This is a genomic window from Chryseobacterium endalhagicum, from assembly GCF_016745235.1.
Lineage (GTDB): Bacteria > Bacteroidota > Bacteroidia > Flavobacteriales > Weeksellaceae > Chryseobacterium > Chryseobacterium endalhagicum.
This window is the reverse complement of sequence record NZ_JAELVM010000005.1, coordinates 1-25,404: the sequence shown is the minus strand read 5'-3', so window position 1 is coordinate 25,404 and position 25,404 is coordinate 1. Positions and strand designations below refer to the sequence as shown.

Here is a 25,404-nt window from a genome sequence, read left to right as displayed (position 1 = left end):
GCTTTTTATCAGTATATTTTTTTCATCCTTAGTGTTTAAATTCCTGTATTCAATATGCAGGAGTTTTTTGTTTTTATACATTATGTTAAAAATAATCATGCTATTTCACTTTTAAATGAAATAAATTGGTATATTTACTTCGAAATTTAAGACACTACACCAGGATGAAAATGTATGTAAAATTTGATTTCAACGCGCTCTGTAAGAAGGTGTTGGATGAAAAGCTAAAGGAGCATGGGCTGAAATACCGCCTGCTGAACTTTGGCGAAGTGGAATTCTATGAACCCATTACGCAGGAGCAGCATAATCTTTTTAAGAAGAATCTTAAAGATTACGGAATAGAGATTATTGAAAGCCAGAAGACAGCTTTGGTACAGAAAATAAAAGATACCATCGTAGAGCTTGTGTTTTCTGAAAACGCCGTTCCGGTAAAAGCTTCTATTTATATTGCCGAAAAACTGAACCATAGTTACGGATACCTTTCCAATCTTTTTTCGGAGGTTGCTTTTACGTCTATTGAGAACTTTATTATCCTTCAAAAAATTGAGTACGCCAAGGAACTGATCCTGAATAATAAGCAGAGTCTTACAGAAATAGCCCATAAACTGAATTATTCAAGTGTAGCCCATTTGAGCACGCAGTTTAAGAATACAACCGGAATAACCCCTTCACAGTTTCAGAAGATTATTACCAAAAGAAGGAAAATCCGGAATGCTGCTGTAAATTCTAAAATGATATATGAATAAAGAATATTTGAATGTAGTAACAGCAGATGATGACGAGGGCAATATCATATTCTTTAAAAATATTTTCAAAGATCTGAAGATTGGAATAAAGTCCCAGTGTTTTTCAAATGGGGAAGATCTTATGAATTACCTCGAAACTAATGGAGCAATTATTCCCGAAGTGATCTTCATTAAATATACTATTTCCGGGAAAAACAGCATGGAATGTCTGGAGGAAATAAAAATGAATCCCAGATTCAGCAATATTGTTTTTGCCGTGTATGCTGACCAGATTTCCGAAAGTGAAATAGAAGACATCTTCGTGAACGGAGCCAATATTTTTATGAGGAAACCGGAGACCTATGAGGGCTTGAAAAAAGCGGTTACGGAAATTATAACGATTAACTGGCAATACCATACATCGGGACTTAATAAAGATAATTTCATCCTGAAAGTATGATGAATAAACACTTTTTAGTGTTTTATATTTGAATGAATTGTTTGTATTTAAAGCATACTATTCACATAAAAGTGAAAATTGTATAATTAATAATTAAAATAATATAAGGAGGAATCCACGCAATATCAGCAATTTTGTAAACGTAAACATTGCAACACAAATTAGCCATATAAAAAAGCAGTGGATGATAGAGAATAGATTATTTCATCAGAAATAAAGATATAAGTCACAATGTTAGTTTTAACAAAATGAATTATATTCATTTCCAGCTATAAAGCATAGAAGATCTTTAAACAAAACGGTACAATCATGAAAACTTAAGAAAGTTGAAGGGTATTTATTCGTTTCATTCCCACTTCCTTCAACCCGAACAGTTAGTTTTTATAATAAGCAAGTTGGAAAAATAATTCATTTTGTTTTTTTAATTTATTTTAATAGTCAGAACTGAAAATTCAAATAGTATATAAATATTTTCACATCCAATCACAAAATATTAGTTCTTACTATTAAAATAAATTAAAAAAATAACCAGAAAAAAGTAATTTCTTCTAAATAACAGTTTTATAAGGGGGCCGCGTAAAGATATTTTTCTTTTCGCGGTTTTTTTATGAAATTTTACTCCATTTATTTTTCCCTTTGTAGTACTTCAGGTAGTAATTCTTAATGATCAGATTGTCCGGTCTGGCCAGATGCGGATCTGCTTCCAGAATTTTATCAACCGTATTTTTTGTGGTTTTAATGATGGCAGAGTCATTCACAAGATCCAGTCTCTTAAAATCTACAACACCGCTCTGCTGGGTTCCCAAAATATCTCCTGGCCCTCTGAGCTGCATATCTACTTCAGAAATTTTAAATCCGTCATTCGTTTCCGTCATCGTTTTGATACGCGTTCTGCTTTCTTTTGAAAGTTTGTCAGACGTCATCAGGATACAGTAACTCTGTTCTGCGCCTCTTCCCACACGGCCCCGCAGCTGGTGCAGCTGGGAAAGCCCGAATCTTTCAGAACTTTCTATCACCATAACGGAAGCGTTCGGAACATTCACACCTACTTCAATCACGGTAGTAGCGACCATAATTTCTGCTTTTCCGGAGGCGAAATAATTCATCGCAGCATCCTTTTCAGCAGGTTTCATTTTTCCGTGGAGCATGGTGGTATTATAATCGGAGAAGGCAGTCATGACATGGTCGAGGCCTTCCATCAGATTTTTATAATCTAAAGTTTCAGATTCCTCAATTAATGGGTAGACAAAATAAACCTGCCTTCCTTTTTTGATCTCGTCCCTGCAGAAATTATACACATAGGTTCTGTCTTTTTCACGTCTGTGAGCGGTGATAATAGGTTTTCTACCCACCGGCATTTCATCAATCACAGAAACGTCCAGATCAGAATAAAAGCTCATGGCCAGCGTCCTTGGAATAGGTGTTGCGGTCATCACCAGAATATGTGGCGGGATTTTATTCTTTGCCCAGAGTTTTGCCCGTTGTGCTACTCCGAACCTGTGTTGTTCGTCAATAATGGCCAGTCCAAGGTTCTTAAATTTCACTTTATCCTCTAAAACAGCGTGCGTTCCTACCAAAATAGACAGGGTTCCGTTCTCAAGTTCCTCGTGAATGATCTTTCTTTCCGAGGTCTTGGTAGATCCGGTCAGAAGGCGCACATTGATGCCGGTTTCCGTTAAAAGATCTTTAATTCCGTTATAATGCTGCTGGGCCAGAATTTCTGTAGGAGCCATCATACAGCTCTGAAAGCCGTTGTCCATAGCAATCAGCATCGTCAGTAATGCGACCATGGTTTTTCCTGACCCTACATCACCCTGAAGAAGCCTGTTCATCTGAACCGGTCTTTTCATATCCAGACGGATTTCCTTTAAAACCCTTTTCTGTGCATTGGTCAGGTCAAAAGGAATATGATGGTTGTAAAAATCATTAAAGTGATCACCCACAATGGGAAACGGATTTCCCGGCGAATGGCTTTTATGATGAAGTTTTTTCAGGGCGTATCCCAACTGGAAAAAGAAGGATTCTTCAAACTTCAGTCTGTTATCCGCTTTTTCAAAATGCTCCATATCTTTTGGAAAATGGATGTTTAGAAAAGTATGCTGTCTCGATAAAAACTTAAATGCTTTCATCATATAATCAGGAAAATTTTCTTCAATCAGATTAGGGATTTCTTTACAGATATTCCTTAAAACAACCTGGAAAAACCTTTGGTTCAATCCTCTTTTGGTCAGTTTTTCTGAACTGGGATAAATAGGTTTCAGGCGGCTGTCGTTTTCCTTATTTTCCTCTGCTTCAATTTCCGGATGCGGCATAGAAAACTGACGGTTGAAAACATTGATCTTTCCAAAAATATAGACTTCCCGATTGATAGGGAGCTGTTCTTTCAGCCATTTTGAATACTGAAACCACACCAGATCCATGGTTCCGGTATCATCACTGAATTTGGCAGAAAGTCTTTTGGTTTTCCCGGTCTGGACTTCCTGAACCATGGTGATTCTTCCTTTCAGCTGTACTTCAATACTGCTTTCTTCAAGCTGGGAAATTTTAAATACCTTACTCTTATCCAGATAACGGATGGGGTAGAAGTTCAGAAGGTCGTCCACGGTAGACAAACCCAACACATTCTTGATGAGTTTGGCTCTATCAGGACCGATGCCTTTGACGTATTCTATTGAGGTTTCTAAAGTCATTGTTGTCCGGGACCCGTTCTTCAGGATCCGGGTTTTGAGTAAAAAAACAAAGGTTCGAATTTCGGTAAAATAAAAAAGACTTCCAAAAAAATGAAAGCCTTAATTATATATTTTAAAAACCGGAACTGTTGTCCGTATTAATCTTTGATCTTAGATTTGAACTTTTTCTGATAATCTTCCCATTGTTCTCTGGAGCGGATCTTTTTAAACAGATCTTTTGAGATAAATTCTAGGTATGGCTCCAGCTCTTTGGCAGACAATTCTCCCTGAAGAATGGTGATAGGCCCGCCTTTCTCATCCAGAAATACTGTGCTGGGAACTGCACCCACATTCATATACTGTGTGAATTCGTGGAGGGAATTTCTTCCTTTTTTATGTTCTTTATTATCATTGGAAAATGTTCTTCCAAAAGCATCAATAGCTTGTTTTTCCTCTGCATTGAATTTTACAGGATAGTAATTTTCATTAATGATCTGCGCAATCACCGTGTGGCCGTATGTTTTTTTATCCATGATCTTGCATGGGCCGCACCAGTCGGCATAAAAATCGATCAGGATCTTTTTAGGATTTTCTTTCTGAGCTTTTAAAGCTTCTTCAATCGTCATCCATTTAACTTGCGCAAAACTAAAATTTACTATAAGTAGAAGGAATATGCTTATAATTTTCTTCATAATTTGATATTTAAGTAAAAATAAGCATAATCTTGCTTACTTTTATTTTACCTCCTGCATTAATTTTCTTATGAACGAGGATAGCAAAATTAATACCACACCGGCAATTAAGGCGTAGATTCCCAGAGTTTTGTATCCATCGGTATACGCGATAAGCTTACTCATATTGGTATTTCCGGTATTGGCTTCAGATAAACTGGCACCAATTTTACCCGCAGCAAACTGCCCGAAAGCACTGGCCAGAAACCATAATCCCATCATCATCCCGAACATTTTCTTTGGAGATAATTTTGTAATAATGGACATTCCGATAGGTCCCAAACACAATTCACCGAATGTGATCACCAACCAGGTGAACGTAAATAAATTAAGGGAAGACTTCCCGTCTGCTCCTGCGAAATATCTTAAGCTGTAAAACAGAAAGAAACCTCCGGCAAGGAATAAAAATCCAATTCCAAATTTATTAATCGTATTGGGTTCCAGTTTCTTTTTATTTAAAGCCACCCATGCAAGGCCAATAAGCGGACTGAAAAGGATGATGAAAAAAGAATTGGCACTGTTGTTAATGATATTCGGATCCATCCCAAAGCCTAACAGATTGTGAACCAGGTTGTCTTTTGCAAATAAAGACAGAGATCCTCCGCTTTGTTCATAGATTGAATTGAACAAGAAGTACATGAAGATAAAGATGAAAGCGGCAACAAGCTTCTTTTGATAAGGCGTTGTCTGTTTCAATGTTTCCACGATAAAATACCCTACAGCTGCAATACCGATTAAATACATGAAATAATCTGTATAGTCCGTATTTTTCACCATAATGAAAATAAGAGGCATACTTAGCAATGCACCAATATATACCAGGACTTCACGTAAAGTTCTTTTAGACTGGGGAAGTACCTGTAACGGCGAATCTCCAATAGGTCCCAGTGATTTTTTTGTAGCAAAAAAAGTGATTAAACCCAGAAGCATTACAATAGCTGCTGCCAGGAAACACCATGACCAGGAATGGTATTTTCCGAGGTATACACAAAGCGCTCCTCCTAAAAGTCCGCCAATATTAATTCCGGCATAGAAAAGTCCGTATCCTGCATCTCTTCTAGGATCATCCTCTTTGTAAAGTTCTCCCACCATGGAAGAAATATTGGGCTTGAAAAATCCTGTCCCAATAATTGAACACGTAATCCCGAAATAGAAGAAATCATGTGGAGAAAAAGCAATGATAAGGTTCCCGACTGTCATGATAAGTCCTCCGAATACCAGAGACTTTTTGAATCCAAGAATTTTATCGGCAAAAATTCCACCTATGAATGTGAAAGCATAGATAAAGGCTTGTATAGCTCCATACTGTAAGTTGGCTTTGTCTTCCAACAGTCCCAGCTGATCCACCATAAAGATGGTAAGAACACCCCGCATTCCGTAAAAACAAAAACGCTCCCACATTTCTACCGTGAACAGGGTCCAGAGCTGTTTAGGGTATTTTCCTTTAAAATTTTGTATTTCTTCTAGAGTTAAGCTCATAATCGTATATGATTGATTTTAATTAAGGTTGTTTATTATTGTTTTGATCCAGTTCAAAGCGGAGTCTGTCCTGATCTATGATTTCTTTTAATTCCTCTTCTTTTGGAAGGTAGAGTAAGTATTTGCTGGCAAAGAGATTGTTTTTTAGGTAGAAAGCCTGAAAACTCAAAAATATAGGGATCTTGTATAATGCTGCGGATATTCTCTATTAAGGATTTTTTATGTTCCAGAACTCTTTCGTAGGCAAGAGAATTGATCTGTCTTTTCAGGTCTCTTGAACTCCAGTTATTTTGGATACTTTCTTCTATATAATAATTGATTTTTTTTGGAATATCTATTTTTAATAAAAGTCTGTAATGAGTCCAGCTCAATTCTTGACGCATTGCGTCAAGAATTGGAAATGTAAGATAAAATTTCCGCATATTGGAAAGATTGGTGTAATCAAAGCCTTTTCCATATTCTGGAGAAAGTTTCCGGGATAAATTTTTTAATGTATATTTTCCGTAGGCGGCCCGTTCTTTTCCCTGCTGCTCATCTTCCACAATGAGTTTTCCGATTTGCCAGTACGTAAGCAGTAAAGTAGAATTCGTGATCCGAAACACTTTTTCGCGCGACTGCCTAATAATTTCCTTTACGGACTGAAATAAAGAATCTTCGGAAATTTCCATCATACGAAAATAAAAAAAACCTCCGACTTAGCAGAGGTTTTATGTATTTTATTGATGCGGTTATTTTACACCGTGCATCATTTTCTTTAAGATTGGAGAGATCAGACCCAAAATAACAGCTGCGATACCACAAAGTACTACGAATACCATAAAGAATTCGAACAGGTTGTGAATCTCAAATCCTGCAAATGTAGGGTTGTGCAATGGTAACTGAGCTTTCTCAAATGCTACAGTCTGCTCAGCAGTCAGGGTTACTTTTTTATCTAAAACATCCTGAAGATTGACTCCGATTTCTTCTGCTTTCTTGAATTTATCACCTGTTGCAGGGATAAGGGCTCCTAATGAACCTGCCAAAGCATAACCGGCAGCATTGGAAATAAAGAAAACACCGTATAATAATGAAGCAAATCTTTTTGGAGCCAGTTTACCTACCAATGATAAACCGATTGGAGAAAGACAAAGCTCACCACAAGTCTGGATGAAATACAGAAGCATTAACCATTTAATAGCCAATAGCCCGGAATTTCCAAGATCTTTTACGTTATGTGCAATGATGAAATAAGAAAGTGCAATTAAAGCTAATCCCATCGCCTGTTTGAAAGGTGATACAGGCTCTTTTCCTTTTGCTCTTAATTTATCCCATGTCAAACTGAAAGGAACAGCCAATAGCACTACGAAAATACCATTGAAAATCTGAACCATTGAAGGCGGCATATTCCAGCCGAAGATGTTTCTGTCTGTCTGATTATCTGCAATAAAGGTTAATGAAGATCCTGCCTGCTCGAAAGCTGCCCAGAAGAAAATGATAAAGAAGGATACAATATAAATTACCCAGATTCTTTGTCTTTCCACTTTGTTTTCTGCAGAAGTCATGATCAGGAATGCCAGGGAAATACCGGCTGCATAGATGAAAGGATAAATGATTCCTTTAATCAATTGACCCATTTCTACGGAATTAAACCCGAATTCACCAACCAATAAATATCTGAAAGCGAAGAATAAAACAACAAAAATAAGTCCGGTGATCCCTAATGATGCACCTGTGAATTTTGCGGTCTGCGTTTCACCTTCTTCAAAATCTTCACTTGTATTGTGTTTTGGTAATCCTCCGATAGGTCTTCCTTCCGGATTTACCACATATTTATTTTTAAGGATAAAGAATGTTACGGTTCCAATGACCATAGCAATTGAAGCGGCTAAGAATCCCCATTTAAAAGCAAAAATATCTCTTACTCCTGTAGTGGCATCTTTCACATCTCCTACGTACGGGCAGATAAACTGTCCAAGGAATGCTCCGATGTTGATTCCCATATAGAAAATGGTAAAAGCAGAATCCAGTTTGGATTTTTCCTGCTTAGGATAAAGACTTCCTACCATTGAGGAAATATTAGGCTTGAAGAATCCGTTACCGAAAATAATAACGAATAAAGCCAGCCACATCACCATTTTGGAGCTGCCCAGATCGGCAGAGAAAGTAGAGGCGCTGATAAAAAGAAGGAACTGACCGATGGCCATTAAAGATCCACCGATTAAGATGGCATTTCTGTTTCCGATATATTTATCTGCAATGAAACCTCCCAAAAGAGGCGTTAAATAACATAAAGCTAAAAATCCACCATAGATGATCGCCGCATCCGCTTCTTTTATTAATAAGGAATTTACCATAAAGAGCGTTAAAAGTGCTCTCATTCCATAAAAGTTGAAACGCTCCCACATTTCTGTTCCGAAAAGAACCCATAACCCCTTTGGATGTCTTGAATTCTTATTCTCTACAAATTCATCCGGCTTCGGACTTAATGCTTCAGTATTATCCATTCTATTGTTAATTTTTGTTAAGACTGACAAATATAGTTTTTTTTGGGTTTTTGGCAAGGTTTTAATTTTATATTTAAATAAAAAAGCTGCAGAATGATTCTACAGCTTGATATTCTTTATGATAAATAAGGATTAGTGCCCTTTTTCTTTCATGATTTTATTTAATCTTTTTAACATAGACAGTCCTAAAAGGGTTGCAAATATTAACAGAGCAAAGTTCACCAGGAAATAATTCATTTTGTTGTCGTAATTATACCATGTACTGGCCAGAATTCCGGAAAGTTTATTTCCTACCGAGTTGGCAAGGAAGAAACCTCCCATCATCAAAGCCGTAATTCTTGCCGGCGAAAGCTTGGACACAAATGAAAGTCCCATTGGAGAAAGGCATAATTCCCCGATGGTGATGACTCCGTAACCCGCTACCAGCCATAAAGGTGATACTTTTACAGCCCCGTTATCTCCAGCCATTACAGCAAGAACCATCACCAAACATGACAATCCTGAAATAAACAGTCCCAAAACAATTTTTGTAGGCGTCAGAGGTTCTTTTCCTTTTCTTCTTAATAATGCCCAGAACCCTACAATAAGAGGCGTAAGCGCTATTACCCAGAAGGGATTGATGGATTGGAATAATTCGGTATTGTATAAATAAACCTTTGTTTCCGGGTTTTTCTCTAAAGCGGCACGCTGTTCAGGAGAGATATTTTTGAAGTATATATCTTTTCCGGTTTCCTTAATGGTCTTTCCGTCTTTGTCTTTCTGAGACTGAAACTGGTTGTCATATACAGGAACTTCCTTGTTCTCATAGCTTTTCCCTTCAACCATATAAATATCTTCAAGAGGCTTTTCCAAAGATGCCGGAACACTTCTGTCCGTATAATAATTGGCCCATCTTGTAAGCGCGGTACCGTTCTGTTTGAAAACTGCCCAGAAGAACATACTGATCAGGAATACGGAAAGCAAAGCCCCGATGGACGGTTTTTCTTCCGGTTTGGCCTTAAAATAAAGAGAAGCGTAAAAGTAAATAACAGGAGCACAGGCAAAAATAAAGGCATCCGTACTGTCGCTTCCGAAAATATTTCCGGGAATAAACCATCCTATCGCTCCCACGGCAATCGCAGGGACGAAAACTTTAATCAGAATTTCAGAAAGCTTGGTATCTCCTTCCTCCACAGGTTTCATCTGCGCAGCATGGATGTAATGTTTCCTTCCGATCGTAAAAATCACAAGACCTATCAGCATTCCCACTCCGGCAGTAATGAAAGCCTCGCCCCATCCGAATTTATTACGCATAAATGCAGCAATGATATTACAAATAAACGCCCCGATATTGATGCCCATATAGAAAATATTATATCCGGAGTCTTTATTGGCTTTATAAGGTTCTTCAGAATAAAGATTTCCTAAAAGAGTAGAGATCGTTGGCTTAAAGAAACCGTTTCCGATAATAATTAAAGCTAATGAGCCGTAAAAAAGCGGCAGTTCTTTGAAAACACCCATCCCGATATATCCGGCCGCCATCAGGATTCCTCCCAGGTAAATGGATTTGATATAGCCCAAAACCCTGTCCGCCAGAAAACCACCAAGGAAAGGAGTAAGGTACGTTAAAGCGATATAAGTTCCAAAAATATCATCAGCGGTTTTGTCCGGAAGTCCAAGTCCTCCTTTCATTCCGGTAGGCTCAATAACATACAGTACAAAGATTCCGAGAATCAGATAGTACCCGAAACGCTCCCACATTTCTGTAAAGAAGAGGAAGGGCAGGCCTTTAGGATGTTTAGTCTTCATATAATCAAATTTCAAATTTCCCAAAAATAAGTTTTTAATTTCAATTGATAAAATAAATAATATCGGGTGAAAATGATTAATGAAATGAATAAAAAAACCTCCCAATATAAGTTGAGAGGTTTTGAAATTTTTATGATGAAAAGGATTATAAATTATTCAAAATAAAATCCGTCATTTTCTGATACAGCTGCGGTCTTGTCTGTCCGCCGTAAATTCCGTGGTTTTTATCCGGATAAGCCATGAAATCAAATTGTTTTTTGTTTTGAATCAAAGCTTCGGAGAATTCCATGGAGTTCTGGAAATGTACGTTATCATCAGCGGTTCCGTGAATCAGTAATAATTTCCCTTTTAATAGCTTGGCATATTCTGTCGGAGAGTTTTTGTCATATCCGTCCGGATTTTCCTGAGGCGTTCTCATGAATCTTTCCGTGTATACAGAATCATAATATCTCCAGTTGGTAACCGGGGCTACAGCAATTCCTGCTTTGAAAACATCAGCACCTTTGGTCATTGCCAGACTGGTCATATATCCTCCAAAGCTCCATCCGAACATTCCGATTCTTGTTTTGTCAATATAAGACTGGTTTCCGAACCATTTTGCTGCGGTGATCTGATCTTCAATTTCGTATTTTCCTAAATTCATATAGGTCACTTTCTTGAATTTAGTGCCTTTATAACCTGTTCCACGGCCATCTACACAAGCCACGATATATCCTTTCTGCACCAAATGATTGAACCATAAAGCATTTCCTGCATCCCAGGAGTTCGCCACCTGCTGTGATCCCGGTCCGGAATACTGATACATAAACAGGGGATATTTTTTGTTCGGATCAAAGTTTTTAGGCTTCATGATCCATGCATTCATCTGGTCACCGGCATCATTCGGAATGGTGATGAATTCTTTATCTACGAAATTATCAGCTTTTAATTTCTGAAGCTGGTCGTTATTGTTCTGAAGCTCTTTTACCGTCTTACCGTTCCCATCCTTTAAAACAAAAGTATAAGGTTTTGCAGCGGTAGAAGAGGTTTCGATGAAATAATTATAGTTTTTGCTGAAGTTGGCAGAATTATTTCCTTCTGCATTAGAAATCAGCTGAGACTTCCCGTTTTCAATGTTCACTTTGGAAACCACTTTGTTGATGCTTCCTTTTTCAGTGGTCTGAACATAAATTTCTTTAGACTTTGGATTGAATCCATAGTAATCGGTTACTTCCCAGTTTCCTTTCGTGATCTGCTTTTTAAGCTTTCCGTCTTTATCATACCAATACAGATGGCGGTTTCCGTCTCTTTCAGAAGCCCAAAGGAAAGAATCATCCTCAAGGAATTCCAGAGTAGGGCTGTCCGTATCGATCCATTTTTCATCTGTTTCTGTGAATAACTTCTGAATAGCTCCGGTTTTGGTATTCACTTTTAAAATATCGGAGGCATTCTGAATTCTTTCAGAAGTTACCAAAACGATTTCATCCGCTTTTGCCGTCTGGATAACGTTCGGGATATAATAGTTTTTAAAAGAACTTAAATTTAAAGCAATGGTTTTTCCTGTATCAAGACGGTACAGCTGAGCGGAAACGATAGAATTTTTTTCTCCTGCCTTAGGATATTTATAACGCATTTCCTCTGGATACAGCTTTTTACCGTAAATTGGAATATAAATCTCAGGAACCTGGCTTTCATCAGACTTTACAAATACAATGGCATCAGAATTTTTTGTCCATTCATATAGTCTTGCATGCCCGAATTCTTCTTCATACACCCAGTCTGCAAGTCCGTTAATGATAGAATTCTTTTTACCATCATTAGTGATCTGTGTAATTTTTCCTGAGCTCAGGTCCTGGTAGAATAAATTATTTTCCGCGATAAAAGCTACTTTGGTGGCATCAGGGGAAAATCTCGGTTCCTGAACCGTTTTGCCATCATTCAGGCTTATTGTTTTTCCTGATTTAAGATCTTTTACGTCAAATTTTCCAAGGAAAGAATGTCTGTAGATCGGCTGACTTTCTTTTAAAAGAAGAATTTTGGACTCGTCATCCGAAAATTCATAGCTTTCAAATGCACCATCAACAATATTTCCTTCTTTTTGGGAAGTTTTGTAAGAATATTTAGCAATACCCGTAGGTTCAATAACAAGATAATTCTCGCCGTTTTTCATAGAAGCGATCCCTGCAATGCCCTTGCCACGGTAATATCCTGAATATATTTTATCTAAGGTGATTTCCTGAGCTGATACATTATGGAATGCCACAGCCACAGTAAGAGTTAAGAGTAATTTTTTCATTTCTAATTTTAGTGATTCCAAATTTAATAATTCTTATTCAGATAACCATATAAAAGAAAAACAGAACCCTCAGATCCTGTTTTTATGGTTATTTTGTAAATTATTTTTACTCTGGTGGATTCAGTTCCGTAAGACAAACCGGAAGTGTAGGGTTGCATGAATTCTGCATTGGCGGTACCGCATACCACATCATGGTTTGGCAGGTAACCGGATCCGAACATCTCTTCATTCCGGGAAGACCTCCTCCGTGTACTTCTTTTAATTGTTCTCTCGCGATCTTTTTAAGATTTTTCATAGTGTAATAATTTTTTCTGATTAGAGGCTCTAAAGTAATAAAAAAACTCATTTGTTGGTGAATTTTTTAAAATTAACAATTTGGCAAAAAAATTGAATGTATTACCTTATAATCAAATTAAATAATAATTATGGAAACGAATGCATACAATCAGAAACTGAATCGCTACGTCCTGGCTGATCAGGTAGTTTATACCGGCTTTTCAAGTTTTAAAGATGCCGAAGAATGTGCAGCGAAAAAAGGTGGAACTTTGGTAGAAGTAGGCTTTAAAGACGGAAATGATAACCCACAGATCACTAATGAAGCCGGACTTATTGAGAAAAAACTTCATTACTACGTCTACGCCGGAGATGAGTATAAATTTATCCATTCATCTGATCCCGGATTTAGAAAGTATGCAGATGAACTTCAGAAAATAAAAGCAAGTAAGGATAAAACCAGTCCGGATGAACGCTATTTTGCCAATTTTGAAATAGAAAATATAGAAGACCCGATTATTGTGATTAAAAATGATCATTTTGAATCGGTAACTTCCAGAGAACGCTCAAAATATTTGAAGCACGCTGAAGTGTATGAATTAGGGGTATCCCTGCCAAAATCTTAAAAATTTTTTATCATGAGCAAAACTAAATATTCAGAAAAAGCTCAGGACAAAGTAGGAAAAGTAATGCACGAATTCAAGGAAGGAAAACTGAAATCTTCTTCCGGAGAAAAAGTGACCAGCCGGAAACAGGCTATAGCCATCGGGATTTCTGAAGCTAAAGAAAAAGGCTTGAAGGTCCCGAAGAAAAAGAAGGAGTAATTTCCAAAAAAAGATTGCGGCAGCCTCCGGTTGCCGCAATCTTTTTTTGGAATAGCTAAAAGGTCTAATTGCATATTCAGCTCTTTTCGCCTTTTCGCCGTTTAATCTTTTTGTCCATTATACAAAATCCTGTAATATTCATCCGCCATTCTATCACTGTTAAAGTGTTCCTGAACGTCATTCATCGCATTGTACTGGATTTTTCTCCAACGTTCCGGATGATCATAGTAAGTGGGAAGGATTTCATTTTCAAGGATTTCATAGAGTTTATTCAGGTCATAGGTATCCTGTTCATAAATACTCATATTCAAATAATCTGCCTGCGGAACCACGAATGAATTTTCTCCCGGTTTTGCAAATTCAGGAATCCACCCATCGTCGGTAGAAAGATTGACAGATCCGTTCATGGCAGCAGTCATTCCTGAAGTTCCGGAAGCTTCCCGTGGGACTCTTGGATTGTTCAGCCAAAGATCAGAACCCTGCTTCATCGATTTACTTAAAGCTAATTCGTATCCTGTAAGGACAGCCATATTTTTATGATTTTTACTTTCTTCCACCAACGTGTTGAACGTAGAAATCGCAGAATAATCCATCGGATAAGGTTTTCCTGACCAGATGATCTGTACCGGATATTTGGAATTATTTAAGAGTTTGTAGAATCTTTCCTTGTCATGAAGCAGTAAGTCAGCGCGTTTGTAGCCTGCAAATCTTCTCGCCCAGACAATGGTGAAAATATTCGGATTGAATAGGTTTCCGGTCTGATCCGCCACAATCGTGAATAATCTTTTCTTCAAGTGTTTTTTACGGTAATCGAAAACCGTTTCATCATTTTCGTCTTTCGCGTTATAAAGAGGTTTATCTGCCCAGTATTTGAATTCCTGAGCATTGGTGATGGACGTGATTTCACATATTCCCGGATATTTGCTCCACATGGCCCGCGAAACCACCCCATGAAGCTTGGAAACTCCATTGGCGATTCTTGCCATTTTCAAGGCGCACAGCGAGTGGTTGAAACGTTCATCCTCGGAACCTTCAATACTTTTTACCTCCTGCATACTGAATCCGGAAAAATAAGACATATCATAACACAATTTCAGGTTATGTTTCTCATTTCCGGCCTCTTCCGGTGTATGGGTAGTGAAAACCAGTTTTTCTTTTACCCTGTTCAGATCTCCGTTGTATTTTTTCAGAAGATAGAATGCGGCAGGAAGTCCGTGGGCTTCATTCAGATGATAAACTTCTCTTTCGGCATTGATTTCATCCAGTAATTTCGCGCCTCCTTTTCCAAGAAGAATATATTGAGCCAGTTTTGTGGATTCGTTGGCGTCATATAATTTATGGCAGATGGTTTTGGAAACATGATCGTTTTCAGGGACATCCGTTGAAAGAAAGAACATCGGAGCCGTATTGAAAATTTCAGGATCAAGGTACCATACCTTTACCCATACCGGAGCACTGTGGATTTCGATCTGGAATTTTATCCCTGTATCTTCCAGAAAGCTGTACATTTTTCTGGTCCATACCGGCTGAAGGGTCTGGTCGTGATTTCTTGCCTGGTCATAATAACCAAACTTCCATAGAATACCGATTCCGATAAGATCCTGTTTAAGATTGTAAGCACTTCTCATGTGGGACCCAGCCAGGAACCCCAGGCCTCCCGAATATATTTTTAAAACCTGGTCAATGGCAAATTCCATTGAAAAATAAGCGGTTTTTTTAGAATATTGTGGATTGACGCTGTAAGGTATTTTAAAATTTTTAAAATCCATAAATCGCAGTTTTATATTTTGAGGGCTAAAGGTATTGATTATGAAAATAAACTTTACATTAATTATTTGATAAATTAATTTAAAAGTATCTGATGAATAGTTTTTTTACTTACCTTTAATAGGTAAATTTTTGAAAATCAAAAACTTCTAACGGTGAATACCCAATTTAGCATGCGCTTATTGGCCACATAAAAAAATCACCTATGAAAAAGACATTTTCTGACGAAGATTTAATTAAAAATCTGAGTCTATACTATATGAACCGGCATTTGAAAAAAAAGCCGATGGAAAAATACCACCGTACCATAGACGAATCTCTTCTTCATGACCGCGAAAAATACCGTAAGAAGTCTGAAATTTTACTGCTCAATTCTTTTATGCACCATTTCCCCGATGTGAAATTTGAAAATCTCACCTGCGAAAGCCCCGACTTTATCGCCAAACTCAACGACAAAAAAATCGGGATAGAGCTTACCGAAGTGATCAATCATCTGGAAATGAAAAAAGTAGAAAGTACTTTGAATAAAATGTTCCGTCAGGCAGAAATATTATTAGAACAGGAAGACACCGCGAAATACCGTGGTGTTTATTTTTTAGAATTCCACCCGAATATCAGGTTTGACAATATAGAACAGCAGGAGGAAAATATCATCAATATTTACAAAAGCATTAAAAAGAATAAACCGGTTGGCTGTGTGAAAGGGATGAGGAAATCTTTTCACCGCAGAAACGTATTTATTACCCATGAATACAGTATGAACCTTTTTGATGAGCTTTGTTCCGAGAAAATTCTTGAACTTATTGATAAAAAAAATGAAAAATTCCCTTATTACGATACTTCCGTGGATGAATGCTGGCTGGTGATTGTTTCTGACATGAATTCCATTGCCTCCAGATACACTTTTATTCAGGATAAAGAACACTTGCAGGAAGTAAAGAGTCCTTTCCATAGAATTTTCCATCTGGAAAACCTGTGTGGAAATATTACAAGTATAAAATAGCCTTATTTTCTTGCAGGATGTCGTAATGATTTCATGCTTTTATTTAAAATAATTTAAGATTTTCAAAAATCCATTGTTTGTGATTAAATTATAGGTATATTTGATGTATGTGTTGTAAATCAATGCATAACGTGTGATTAAAAAATCATATAAACTAAAAACAATATATCTATGAAAAAACTTTTACTCATTATTTTTTTCGGTATTTCGCGGGTCTTACTGGCCCAGGCAGACTGCGCGACCGCTTTGGCCGTCTGTGGAAATTCAAGTATTACATATAATCCGACAGGATATGGGGACATCAAAGAAATGATCAATTCCGGAACCTGTATAGATGCAGCCGGGGAACATTATTCTATCTGGTATAAAATCACCATTGCCACCGGAGGAACACTCACCTTTGATCTGGTCCCGAATGATCCGGATGCGGATTATGACTGGGCGATTTTTGGTCCAAACGTAACCTGCGGAGCATTGGGAGCACCTATACGATGTAATGCCGCAACCGTTATCGGGCCCGGTCCGTCCACAGGGTTAAATATGACCAGTACAATTACCAATGCCATAGGAGGTTCACTTACACCTTACTGCAGGTTTATGGATGTTTTGCCGGGGCAGACCTATTATTTGTTTATCGACAACTGGGTGAGCACTACCAGCAGTACAACAGCTCCGTTTTCCCTTACCTGGGGAGGAACAGCAACCTTAGCTTCACCTTTTACAGACCCGAATACACAGCCTTATCCGTTCAATCCTCCGGGAGTTCCGGCTGCCAATCCGGCAGATCCGAGAGAAGTGGTTGTGTGCGCGAATCCTCCTTTGTTTGATTTTTCTACATTGTCTGCAGGAATTCTGAATGGGAATCCTAATTTCAGTATCAGCTACCATACCAGCCAGAATGACGCCCTTACCGGAAATAATGCCATCACGGTTCCTACGGTAGTCAGTATGACCGCTACCTATTATTACAGTATAAGCTATACCGATCCGGGAAGCCCGAACAGCCCACTTAATAAATGTAAACAAATCGGATTATTTAAATTCAGAGACGGGAGAATCACTACAAAAAATGCGACATTAACGCAATGCAACAATAATAATGCTGGAACGGCTGTGTATGATCTGACAACAGCAGATGTCATTGCAGATCCGGCAGTAACCAAGAAATATTATAACACAATTCATGATCTGAATGCAGGAATCAATGAAATTACAAATCCTACGGCATTTACTTCTGCTGAAGGAACAATTTTTGTGAAAGTAACCTCTCCGTTTGGGTGCAGTGCCACAGCACAGATCATCCTTAAATTTAATCCTGTGGTGGTTGTAAATGACGCTACCCTGAGATCATGTTCCATTGAGGCTACTCCTGCTACAGCATTATTTAACCTTACTGTAGCTTCTGTGACCACACAAACGGGAGCCATTAAAAAGTATTACCGTTCCGAAACCGATGCGATTAACCAAACCAATGAGATAACGACACCTCTAACCTATACTGCTCCCAATGGAGTGGTTTATGTGCGGGTTTCCAACGCTCAGGGCTGTTATAATATCGCGAAAATTACTTTAATCGTTATTCCGCCGGTTTATTCCACAGTTCTTAAAGATAAAATTATCTGTGTGGAAGATAAAACGACTTTGGATGCAGGGCCAGGCTTCAACGGATATGAGTGGAGTACAGGGGCAACAACCCAGACTATTACAAATGTAGGAGTAGGAACTTATTGGGTGAAACTGAAAACCGGAGATTGTACCGTAATGCAGCATGTAAAAGTATATGCTTCTGAGCAGCCTGTTGTATCAAGCATTGAAATTTCAAATACTACGGTTACCGTATTTGTGATGGGAGGAACACCTGCTTATAAATATTCAATGGATAATGTCAGCTGGCAGGATTCCAATGTATTTAATAATGTTAAAAGAGGCGATGCGACCATATTTGTAAAAGACTCGTATGACTGCGATCCTATAGACATCAGTATAGTCGTTCCAAATCTTGTTAACGTGATCACGCCAAACAGCGACGGTTATAACGATGTGATCGACTATTCCGCTTTGGCGAATAAGAAAAACTTCGTCATGAATATTTTTGACCGTTACGGAAATATGATTTTCAAAATGGATAAGCTGAGCGGCTATAAATGGTACGGAACCAGCAGTAACGGAACCAAAGTGCCTACCGGAAACTATTGGTATTCTGTAGGATGGAATGAGAATGACAAAATGAGTACACCTATCAAGTACTCAGGCTGGATTGTCGTTAAAAACAGAGATTAAGCTTTTTAATAATAAACTATTCAGGTAAAACCATTTCGAAAGAAGTGGTTTTGCTTTTTTTGACAAGTACTTTTAATTGAAAGCCTTTGTATCTTTAAAATAATCAGAGAGGTAAATAATTTTTCCATCTTCTGAAAAATGAACAACCGTACAGATATTATTTTCATAGACTCCTTTGTGGGTCATTGTTCCATAAGATGTAGTCTGGTAGAAATACTTCTGGTTTCCCAAAGGAAAAATTTCAAAAACCTGCCATTCAATAGAATCATACTGCCTGAAAATTGCCCTGAATAATGCTAAAATCCTGTTTTTTCCCGAAACTTCCTTTGAAGGAGGGATCCAGATCGTACTTTCATCGGTGAACCATTTTTCAAGATGCTCAATTTTTAATGAATTCAGATCTTTCATAAAGTCATTGATCTTACACACCATATTGCCGTTTACCTATTATATACGGGAAAATTGCTAACTTGGTTTTTATTTTTAAATCCTATGAAAGATCTTTTTGAAAAACGCTTTAAGTATTATAAATCACTTGGGGACAAATCATTTGCACAGCTCTCGGAGGAGCAGATTTTCTGGCAGTATAATGATGAAAGCAATTCCATTGCGGTGATTGTAAAACATCTTGCAGGAAATATGCTTTCCCGATGGACCAATTTTTTAACGGAAGACGGAGAGAAGCCATGGAGAAACCGGGATGATGAATTCGTCAATACTTTTAAAACCAAACAGGAAGTCACCGATTATTGGGAAACCGGCTGGAAATGCCTCTTTGAAGGCTTGGACCAGATTAATGATGAAAATTTACATCATACCGTTTATTTAAGAGGTGAGCCGCATTCTGTTCTGGATGCCGTCTGTCGGCAGCTGGCCCATTATCCGTACCATATAGGGCAGATCGTTTATATTGCGAAAATGACAAAGGATAACGACTGGAAAACACTTTCCATTGAAAGAAATAAGTCCGGGGAATTCAATAATGAAATGAAAGAGAAGTTTTCCGGGAATGATGCAGCTTCCAATGCATCACCTGTATGCTTTCAAAACAGTCCTGAAATACGGGATGAATATAAATAGCCTGATTTCTGATTAAGAAAACTAAGATTATAACAGGATGGGAGCTGGAAGAAGGAAGATGGAAGTTACTATTGGACCGATTATTTCTTCGGGTATAATAAAATTGATTGACTCATTCTATGGAAAAATTAATAAAAGGGCTGATATTAGTTTTTCAGAATCCGAATAACTTCCCTCTTCCAGCTTCGGGCCTCCTTACTTGATCATGAAAAAGTGTTTTATGCCAAACTCAGTTAGAATAATAGATTGAATCAATTTAGAATTCTTATTAAAATTACTATCTTTGCACCCAGAAAATTCAGAAGTATTCAATGTCTACTTTTCACGGAACTGCCGCATATCATACACTCGGCTGCAAATTAAATTTTGCAGAAACATCTACTATTGCCCGTCAATTGACAGATGCCGGTTATGATAAAGTAAGTTTCGATGATAAAGCAGATGTCTATGTAATCAACACCTGTTCCGTAACTGAAAATGCCGACCGTGAGTGTAAACTTCACGTAAAAAGAGCAATGAAAGCCAATCCTGAGGGGCTGGTGGTTATTGTAGGATGTTATGCACAGCTGAAGCCTGAAGAAATTTCACAGATTGATGGTGTGGATCTTGTTTTGGGAGCCAAGGAAAAGTTCAATATCTTAAGCTACCTGGATGATCTCGAAAAATCTGAAAGTGAAGGCGTTGTTCATTCATGCGAAATTGAAGAAACTGATTTCTTTATCGGAAGCTACTCAATTGGCGACCGTACAAGAGCTTTCCTGAAAGTACAGGATGGATGCGACTACAAATGTACCTACTGTACCATTCCGCTGGCAAGAGGAATTTCACGCTCAGATACCATCGATAACGTCATTAAAAATGCCAGAGAAATTGCCGAAAGAGACATCAAAGAAATTGTTCTTACCGGTGTAAATATCGGAGATTACGGTAAAGGCGAATTCGGAAATAAAAGACACGAACATACGTTCCTGGATCTGATTTCAGAGCTTGATCAGGTAGACGGCATCGAAAGGATTCGTATTTCTTCCATAGAACCGAATCTTTTGAAAGACGAAAGTATTGATCTTGTTTCAAAAAGCAAAAGTTTTGTTCCCCATTTCCACATTCCGCTGCAGTCGGGATGCGATGATCTGTTGAAAAAAATGAAGCGCCGCTATCTTACCAAACTGTATAACGACAGAGTCAATAAAATCCGCGAGGTCATGCCCGATGCGGCTATTGGTGTAGACGTTATTGTAGGATTCCCGGGCGAAACCGAAGAGAAATTCATGGAGACCTATAACTTCCTGAATGAGCTTCCGATCACTTATCTTCACGTATTTACCTATTCTGAAAGAGAAAATACCGAAGCAGCCGGTATGGACGGCGTAGTGCCGATCCCGGAAAGAAAAAAACGTAATAAAATGCTGAGAATACTTTCTGAAAAGAAGAAAATGGCATTTTACCAGACCCAGCTTGGGAAAAGGCTTCCGGTTCTTTGGGAGCACGAAAATAAAGACGGCAAAATGTACGGCTTCACAGAAAACTATGTGAGAGTCCAGAAAGATTTTGATCCCGCATTCGTTAATCAGATTGAATTTCTAAATTTAGAAAAAATCCTGTCAGATGGCACGGTTTCTGTGCAATCATCCTTCGAAAGTTTTTTAGCAAAAGCATAGTCTCTTTGCGAAAATTCCACTAAATTTATTTTAACTTTAAATACTACATTCATGAGAGATAAGTTTTTATCTTGGGGAATTGTATTAGTAACTGCTACATGGATCGTGGCATTACTGATCAGAGCGCATTATTGGATACCCATCCTGTTATCTGCCATCTATGCATTGGGGGTTTACAATGCTTACCAGTCGAAACACGCTATTCTGAGGAACTTCCCGGTCTTAGGGTACTTCAGGTACTTTTTCGAGAGTATTTCACCCGAAATGCAGCAGTATTTCATCGAAAGGGAGACTGATGGGAAGCCATTTCCCAGAAACCAGCGTTCTGCAGTATACAGAAGGGCCAAAAACCTGAGTGATACCGTAGCTTTTGGAACACAGTTAGAAGTTAATCACAGAAAATACGAAGGGATCAAGCATTCCATTTATGCTAAATCACCTAAAGAAGAGCTTCCCAGAGTTTGGGTAGGAGGCGAGCAGTGTACGCAGCCTTACCATGCCTCTTTATTCAATATTTCAGCTATGAGTTTCGGAGCGTTAAGCGACAGGGCTCAGATTTCTCTGAACAGAGGCGCAAAAAAAGGAAATTTTTACCATAATACAGGAGAAGGAGGAATTTCTCCCCACCATATGGAAGGAGGAGATCTTTGCTGGCAGATCGGAACCGGATACTTCGGGTGCCGTGACGAAGAGGGGAAATTTAATCCGGAACTGTTTAAAAAGTATTCCACCCTGCCTAATGTAAAGATGATCGAAATTAAACTGTCTCAGGGGGCAAAACCGGGACATGGCGGGGTACTTCCCGGTGTGAAAAATACGCCGGAGATTGCAAAGATCCGTCACGTCACCCCTGGAATGACCGTTATTTCACCACCATCCCACACTTCATTCTCCGATGCTCCGGGTCTGCTGAGGTTTGTACAGCATCTGAGAGAACTTTCAGGAGGCAAGCCGGTCGGTTTTAAACTGTGTATCGGAGATACCAAAGAATTTGAAGATATCTGTGTACAGATGAATGTTTTAAAAATCTATCCTGATTTTATTACCATCGATGGAGCAGAAGGAGGAACAGGAGCCGCACCGCCGGAATTTTCGGATGGGGTAGGGATGCCTTTGGAACCGGCTTTGATCTTTGTAAACAGAACGCTCAATAATTATAATGTAAGAAATAAATTAAGGGTGATTGCCAGCGGGAAAGTATTAACGAGTTTAGATATTCTCCGTGCTGTATCTATGGGAGCAGATATGTGTAATAATGCAAGAGGATTTATGTTTTCACTGGGATGCATTCAGGCTTTAAGATGCAACACCAATAACTGTCCTACAGGAGTGGCCACTCAGGATAAAATGCTGATCAAAGGACTGGACGTTACAGACAAAAGCGAAAGGGTATATCATTTCCACAAAAATACCCTGCATACCTGTAATGAACTGATTGCAGCGGCAGGAAGAAGTTCTTACGAAGAAGTAGATGCTACGATGTTTATGAGAGGAGATGAATTTGATCATCTGGCAGATCTTTATTTCCCTGACATTTTAGGGAATGTAAAACAGAAAGCAAGATCTTAAAAGAAAAAACAGAAAACAAAAACCGCCCTCATCTGAAGGCGGTTTCTTTATTTTTTATCAAGACTAATCAAGGATTTCGTCTGCAGGTCTTGGTTTTGTTCCGTACACCTGGAAATTAAATACCATTGAATAATTTCTCAGAGAATACTGGGGATTGTAAGGATAATGAGGATCTCTTGCAAACGCAGCTCTTGACGGCACTATAATAACACCCTGAAGATTATAAGGGTGTTCACTTGGAAGGTCATTAAATGCTTTGAATTTCTGTATAGCTTCACGGAAACCTTCAACTTCATAATAACTTCTCTGTTGTGCTACACCAGTTGTTGCTGCTACACGGATAGACTTCTTTACATAATAATACAGCGGATCTACCAACGGAAGTGCACTTCCGTTAATGGTATTACTGATTGTAAGTGAAGAGATGAAAGATACATTCCCGTCAGTACTTCCGGCTAAATAAGCATTAGCTCTTATCATAAGCGTAAGCATATCAGAATTTCCGATAGTTTTTCCTTCCGCAGCTGTTGGCTGTGCTCCGTCTCTCATAATGTATATTGTTCCGGAAGGAAGGGTCTGGTAAGGCAGGTCGATCAGCTTTTTCTCATTGTCATCACTGGTATCCGTAGTGCTGAAAGCTTTTATATTTCCCTGAGCATCCAGATAATTATCGTTCATAAACTTCTTAATAGCCTGATCATCATAGCTGTTTTGAACGGCAATATCTTCCGGTTCTTTATACGTTTCAATTTCATCATCTTTCTTACATGCAGAAAAACATAAAGATCCCGCAAGGATATATAAAAATATTTTTTTCATTTCAAAAAACTTTAATTACTTTACAAATAATATAACGGCAAAAGTATAAAAAATTATGAGAATAGATAAATTTTTATGGTGCATTCGTTTTTATAAGACGAGAAGTATTGCAACAGAGGAAATTAAAAAGAACAGAGTTTCAGTGGGAACGTCTGCCGTAAAGTCGTCCAAGGAGGTTAAAGAAGGAGATGTCATCAAGATCCGCAAAAATCAGATTGATTATAAAATAAAGGTGATTCAGATTCCTAAAAGCAGGATGGGGGCCAAGCTGGTTCCTCTTCATATACAGGATGTGACGGATAAGGAGCAGTACGAACTGCTTAAACTCCGCAAAATGTCGCAGGACTATTACCGTAATAAAGGAGAAGGAAGACCTACCAAAAAAGACAGGAGGGAAATGGATGAGTATGTAGGAAATGATATTGCCTCAGACTTTACAGACTGGGATGATTTCTTTGGAGAAACTGCAGACGGTCCCGAAAATGACAGCCCCGAAAGCGAAGATTAAGGATAAAAAAGCTCTAGAGATAGAGCTTTTCTATTATTTCCTGTACAATGTCTTCCGGATCTCGGGCATCGGTATTCACACTGAACTGTGCTTTACTGTAAAATGCATTTCTTTCAAACAAATGCTTCGCAATAAATTCAGGAAGATCCTCGTCCGGAATATTCGCTATTAAAGGTCTCTTTTCTTTCTGTTTCGAGATTCTTTCGAATAAAGTATTCACCGATGCTCTTAAAAATATACTTTGTGAGCTCGTATTGATAAGTTCCATATTATTATAATAAACCGGAGTTCCTCCTCCCAGGCTTAAAACTACATTTTCTTCCGACGCAAGAATTTCCTCCAGCGCCTCTCTTTCCAGCTTTCTAAACTGAATTTCGCCCTTTTTTTCAAAAATTTCAGGAATGGTTAATTTATTCCTCCTGGAAATCTCTTTATCGAGGTCTATGAGTTTAAAATTTATTTTATCGCTTAAAATTTTGGAAATGTGAGATTTGCCACATCCCATGTATCCGATGAGTGAAATAACCATGAATTTTTTTTAAACAAATTTGCAAAAAAGTTTTGAGATAACGAAAAAACGCCTATCTTTGCACCACTGAAAACGAGGGACATTATTCAAATGTAAATCGTTGACAAAGTGACCGACTCGGTAGCTCAGCTGGTAGAGCAATACACTTTTAATGTATGGGTCCTGGGTTCGAATCCCAGCCGGGTCACAAGCGAAGAAATTACTGGATTTTTTGTAATTTTTAGCCTGCGTGGTGAAATTGGTAGACACGCCATCTTGAGGGGGTGGTTTCCTAAGGATGTGCTGGTTCGAGTCCAGTCGCAGGCACTGCAAAGAAAATTTTATAATTAAGAAATAAATCATTATATTTATTCTTAATTGTGGCCGACTCGGTAGCTCAGCTGGTAGAGCAATACACTTTTAATGTATGGGTCCTGGGTTCGAATCCCAGCCGGGTCACAAGTTTACTGAAAAGTAAATTTTTTTCATATTAATATTTTGTGAT

At 38.3% G+C, this 25,404-nt stretch carries 22 protein-coding genes and 3 tRNA genes; 13 read left to right on the top strand and 12 right to left on the bottom strand.

What is annotated here, in order from left to right:
* The first annotated feature begins 164 nt into the window (after positions 1 to 164).
* Positions 165 to 746: a helix-turn-helix domain-containing protein gene (locus tag JET18_RS21415; RefSeq protein ID WP_202094642.1), complete on the top strand. Its 582-nt coding sequence runs from the start codon at positions 165 to 167 to the stop codon at positions 744 to 746.
* Complete coding sequence (locus JET18_RS21410; RefSeq protein WP_202094640.1) at positions 739 to 1,185, top strand: response regulator; 447 nt, start codon at positions 739 to 741, stop codon at positions 1,183 to 1,185. The genes JET18_RS21415 and JET18_RS21410 overlap by 8 nt, the downstream gene beginning before the upstream one ends.
* A gap of 605 nt (positions 1,186 to 1,790) precedes the next feature.
* Here JET18_RS21410 and recG read toward each other — a convergent pair.
* The 8 genes from recG to JET18_RS21370 form a co-directional block, all read right to left on the bottom strand.
* Positions 1,791 to 3,875, bottom strand: a complete 2,085-nt coding sequence (recG, locus tag JET18_RS21405; protein ID WP_202094639.1) for an ATP-dependent DNA helicase RecG — start codon at positions 3,873 to 3,875, stop codon at positions 1,791 to 1,793.
* Positions 3,876 to 4,012: 137 nt separating this feature from the next.
* Positions 4,013 to 4,546 carry a thioredoxin family protein gene (locus JET18_RS21400; RefSeq protein ID WP_202094638.1) on the bottom strand — a complete coding sequence of 178 codons (534 nt, stop codon included), beginning with the start codon at positions 4,544 to 4,546 and terminating at the stop codon, positions 4,013 to 4,015.
* Positions 4,547 to 4,588: 42 nt separating this feature from the next.
* On the bottom strand, positions 4,589 to 6,064 hold the full coding sequence (locus JET18_RS21395) for a peptide MFS transporter (RefSeq protein ID WP_202094637.1): 1,476 nt from the start codon (positions 6,062 to 6,064) through the stop codon (positions 4,589 to 4,591).
* 53 nt (positions 6,065 to 6,117) lie between these two features.
* Complete coding sequence (locus JET18_RS21925) at positions 6,118 to 6,735, bottom strand: DUF1016 N-terminal domain-containing protein (RefSeq protein WP_228728617.1); 618 nt, start codon at positions 6,733 to 6,735, stop codon at positions 6,118 to 6,120.
* Positions 6,736 to 6,792: 57 nt separating this feature from the next.
* A complete protein-coding gene (locus tag JET18_RS21385) occupies positions 6,793 to 8,547 on the bottom strand; it encodes a peptide MFS transporter (protein ID WP_202094636.1) in 1,755 nt (584 codons plus the stop codon).
* 132 nt (positions 8,548 to 8,679) lie between these two features.
* The gene (locus tag JET18_RS21380; RefSeq protein WP_202094635.1) at positions 8,680 to 10,335 is read right to left on the bottom strand and encodes a peptide MFS transporter; all 1,656 of its coding nucleotides are present in this window, start codon (positions 10,333 to 10,335) and stop codon (positions 8,680 to 8,682) included.
* 145 nt (positions 10,336 to 10,480) lie between these two features.
* Positions 10,481 to 12,610, bottom strand: a complete 2,130-nt coding sequence (locus JET18_RS21375) for a S9 family peptidase (protein ID WP_202094634.1) — start codon at positions 12,608 to 12,610, stop codon at positions 10,481 to 10,483.
* Positions 12,611 to 12,716: 106 nt separating this feature from the next.
* Positions 12,717 to 12,905 carry a bacteriocin-like protein gene (locus JET18_RS21370; protein WP_202094633.1) on the bottom strand — a complete coding sequence of 63 codons (189 nt, stop codon included), beginning with the start codon at positions 12,903 to 12,905 and terminating at the stop codon, positions 12,717 to 12,719.
* Between the two features lie 130 nt (positions 12,906 to 13,035).
* On the opposite strand from JET18_RS21370, the gene JET18_RS21365 reads away from it, so the two are divergent.
* Together JET18_RS21365 and JET18_RS21360 are read left to right on the top strand one after the other, a co-directional pair.
* The gene (locus JET18_RS21365) at positions 13,036 to 13,509 is read left to right on the top strand and encodes a hypothetical protein (protein WP_202094631.1); all 474 of its coding nucleotides are present in this window, start codon (positions 13,036 to 13,038) and stop codon (positions 13,507 to 13,509) included.
* A gap of 12 nt (positions 13,510 to 13,521) precedes the next feature.
* The gene (locus JET18_RS21360) at positions 13,522 to 13,707 is read left to right on the top strand and encodes a DUF6496 domain-containing protein (RefSeq protein WP_202094629.1); all 186 of its coding nucleotides are present in this window, start codon (positions 13,522 to 13,524) and stop codon (positions 13,705 to 13,707) included.
* A gap of 101 nt (positions 13,708 to 13,808) precedes the next feature.
* Here the strand turns inward: JET18_RS21360 and glgP are convergent, their stop codons facing one another.
* The gene (glgP, locus tag JET18_RS21355) at positions 13,809 to 15,476 is read right to left on the bottom strand and encodes an alpha-glucan family phosphorylase (protein WP_202094627.1); all 1,668 of its coding nucleotides are present in this window, start codon (positions 15,474 to 15,476) and stop codon (positions 13,809 to 13,811) included.
* Between the two features lie 203 nt (positions 15,477 to 15,679).
* On the opposite strand from glgP, the gene JET18_RS21350 reads away from it, so the two are divergent.
* Both JET18_RS21350 and JET18_RS21345 read left to right on the top strand, forming a co-directional pair.
* On the top strand, positions 15,680 to 16,477 hold the full coding sequence (locus JET18_RS21350; protein ID WP_202094625.1) for a hypothetical protein: 798 nt from the start codon (positions 15,680 to 15,682) through the stop codon (positions 16,475 to 16,477).
* A gap of 171 nt (positions 16,478 to 16,648) precedes the next feature.
* Positions 16,649 to 18,757, top strand: a complete 2,109-nt coding sequence (locus JET18_RS21345; protein WP_202094623.1) for a T9SS type B sorting domain-containing protein — start codon at positions 16,649 to 16,651, stop codon at positions 18,755 to 18,757.
* A gap of 72 nt (positions 18,758 to 18,829) precedes the next feature.
* On the opposite strand, the gene JET18_RS21340 is transcribed toward JET18_RS21345, so the two are convergent.
* Positions 18,830 to 19,165 carry a nuclear transport factor 2 family protein gene (locus JET18_RS21340; protein WP_202094621.1) on the bottom strand — a complete coding sequence of 112 codons (336 nt, stop codon included), beginning with the start codon at positions 19,163 to 19,165 and terminating at the stop codon, positions 18,830 to 18,832.
* Positions 19,166 to 19,249: 84 nt separating this feature from the next.
* On the opposite strand from JET18_RS21340, the gene JET18_RS21335 reads away from it, so the two are divergent.
* From JET18_RS21335 to JET18_RS21325, 3 genes are all read left to right on the top strand, one after another.
* Positions 19,250 to 19,837 carry a DUF1572 family protein gene (locus JET18_RS21335; protein WP_202094619.1) on the top strand — a complete coding sequence of 196 codons (588 nt, stop codon included), beginning with the start codon at positions 19,250 to 19,252 and terminating at the stop codon, positions 19,835 to 19,837.
* A gap of 311 nt (positions 19,838 to 20,148) precedes the next feature.
* Positions 20,149 to 21,495 carry a tRNA (N(6)-L-threonylcarbamoyladenosine(37)-C(2))-methylthiotransferase MtaB gene (gene mtaB, locus JET18_RS21330; RefSeq protein WP_202094617.1) on the top strand — a complete coding sequence of 449 codons (1,347 nt, stop codon included), beginning with the start codon at positions 20,149 to 20,151 and terminating at the stop codon, positions 21,493 to 21,495.
* Positions 21,496 to 21,546: 51 nt separating this feature from the next.
* Positions 21,547 to 23,064 (top strand): FMN-binding glutamate synthase family protein, encoded by a 1,518-nt coding sequence (locus JET18_RS21325; protein ID WP_202094615.1) that lies wholly within the window; start codon positions 21,547 to 21,549, stop codon positions 23,062 to 23,064.
* Positions 23,065 to 23,127: 63 nt separating this feature from the next.
* Here JET18_RS21325 and JET18_RS21320 read toward each other — a convergent pair whose 3' ends face one another.
* Positions 23,128 to 23,883, bottom strand: coding sequence for a hypothetical protein (locus JET18_RS21320; protein WP_202094613.1), 756 nt, complete (start codon positions 23,881 to 23,883; stop codon positions 23,128 to 23,130).
* A 55-nt stretch (positions 23,884 to 23,938) separates the two neighbouring features.
* On the opposite strand from JET18_RS21320, the gene JET18_RS21315 reads away from it, so the two are divergent.
* Entirely contained in the window at positions 23,939 to 24,391 is a 453-nt protein-coding gene (locus JET18_RS21315) for an RNA-binding S4 domain-containing protein (protein ID WP_202094612.1), read from the top strand.
* 13 nt (positions 24,392 to 24,404) lie between these two features.
* On the opposite strand, the gene JET18_RS21310 is transcribed toward JET18_RS21315, so the two are convergent.
* Complete coding sequence (locus JET18_RS21310) at positions 24,405 to 24,920, bottom strand: shikimate kinase (protein WP_202094609.1); 516 nt, start codon at positions 24,918 to 24,920, stop codon at positions 24,405 to 24,407.
* Positions 24,921 to 25,034: 114 nt separating this feature from the next.
* Between JET18_RS21310 and JET18_RS21305 the strand changes: the two genes are divergently transcribed.
* The 3 genes from JET18_RS21305 (at position 25,035) to JET18_RS21295 (ending at position 25,358) form a co-directional block, all read left to right on the top strand.
* Positions 25,035 to 25,107 (top strand) — tRNA-Lys (locus JET18_RS21305).
* Between the two features lie 36 nt (positions 25,108 to 25,143).
* Positions 25,144 to 25,226 (top strand) — tRNA-Leu (locus tag JET18_RS21300).
* 59 nt (positions 25,227 to 25,285) lie between these two features.
* A tRNA-Lys gene (locus tag JET18_RS21295) sits at positions 25,286 to 25,358 on the top strand.
* Positions 25,359 to 25,404: the final 46 nt, after the last annotated feature.

Bases quoted from the DNA above. Each gene is read 5' to 3' on its own strand.
- JET18_RS21415 (WP_202094642.1), top strand. From the start codon at position 165: ATGAAAATGTATGTAAAATTTGATTTCAACGCGCTCTGTAAGAAGGTG.
- JET18_RS21410 (WP_202094640.1), top strand. From the start codon at position 739: ATGAATAAAGAATATTTGAATGTAGTAACAGCAGATGATGACGAGGGC.
- recG (WP_202094639.1), bottom strand. From the start codon at position 3,875: ATGACTTTAGAAACCTCAATAGAATACGTCAAAGGCATCGGTCCTGAT.
- JET18_RS21400 (WP_202094638.1), bottom strand. From the start codon at position 4,546: ATGAAGAAAATTATAAGCATATTCCTTCTACTTATAGTAAATTTTAGT.
- JET18_RS21395 (WP_202094637.1), bottom strand. From the start codon at position 6,064: ATGAGCTTAACTCTAGAAGAAATACAAAATTTTAAAGGAAAATACCCT.
- JET18_RS21925 (WP_228728617.1), bottom strand. From the start codon at position 6,735: ATGATGGAAATTTCCGAAGATTCTTTATTTCAGTCCGTAAAGGAAATT.
- JET18_RS21385 (WP_202094636.1), bottom strand. From the start codon at position 8,547: ATGGATAATACTGAAGCATTAAGTCCGAAGCCGGATGAATTTGTAGAG.
- JET18_RS21380 (WP_202094635.1), bottom strand. From the start codon at position 10,335: ATGAAGACTAAACATCCTAAAGGCCTGCCCTTCCTCTTCTTTACAGAA.
- JET18_RS21375 (WP_202094634.1), bottom strand. From the start codon at position 12,610: ATGAAAAAATTACTCTTAACTCTTACTGTGGCTGTGGCATTCCATAAT.
- JET18_RS21370 (WP_202094633.1), bottom strand. From the start codon at position 12,905: ATGAAAAATCTTAAAAAGATCGCGAGAGAACAATTAAAAGAAGTACAC.
- JET18_RS21365 (WP_202094631.1), top strand. From the start codon at position 13,036: ATGGAAACGAATGCATACAATCAGAAACTGAATCGCTACGTCCTGGCT.
- JET18_RS21360 (WP_202094629.1), top strand. From the start codon at position 13,522: ATGAGCAAAACTAAATATTCAGAAAAAGCTCAGGACAAAGTAGGAAAA.
- glgP (WP_202094627.1), bottom strand. From the start codon at position 15,476: ATGGATTTTAAAAATTTTAAAATACCTTACAGCGTCAATCCACAATAT.
- JET18_RS21350 (WP_202094625.1), top strand. From the start codon at position 15,680: ATGAAAAAGACATTTTCTGACGAAGATTTAATTAAAAATCTGAGTCTA.
- JET18_RS21345 (WP_202094623.1), top strand. From the start codon at position 16,649: ATGAAAAAACTTTTACTCATTATTTTTTTCGGTATTTCGCGGGTCTTA.
- JET18_RS21340 (WP_202094621.1), bottom strand. From the start codon at position 19,165: ATGAAAGATCTGAATTCATTAAAAATTGAGCATCTTGAAAAATGGTTC.
- JET18_RS21335 (WP_202094619.1), top strand. From the start codon at position 19,250: ATGAAAGATCTTTTTGAAAAACGCTTTAAGTATTATAAATCACTTGGG.
- mtaB (WP_202094617.1), top strand. From the start codon at position 20,149: ATGTCTACTTTTCACGGAACTGCCGCATATCATACACTCGGCTGCAAA.
- JET18_RS21325 (WP_202094615.1), top strand. From the start codon at position 21,547: ATGAGAGATAAGTTTTTATCTTGGGGAATTGTATTAGTAACTGCTACA.
- JET18_RS21320 (WP_202094613.1), bottom strand. From the start codon at position 23,883: ATGAAAAAAATATTTTTATATATCCTTGCGGGATCTTTATGTTTTTCT.
- JET18_RS21315 (WP_202094612.1), top strand. From the start codon at position 23,939: ATGAGAATAGATAAATTTTTATGGTGCATTCGTTTTTATAAGACGAGA.
- JET18_RS21310 (WP_202094609.1), bottom strand. From the start codon at position 24,920: ATGGTTATTTCACTCATCGGATACATGGGATGTGGCAAATCTCACATT.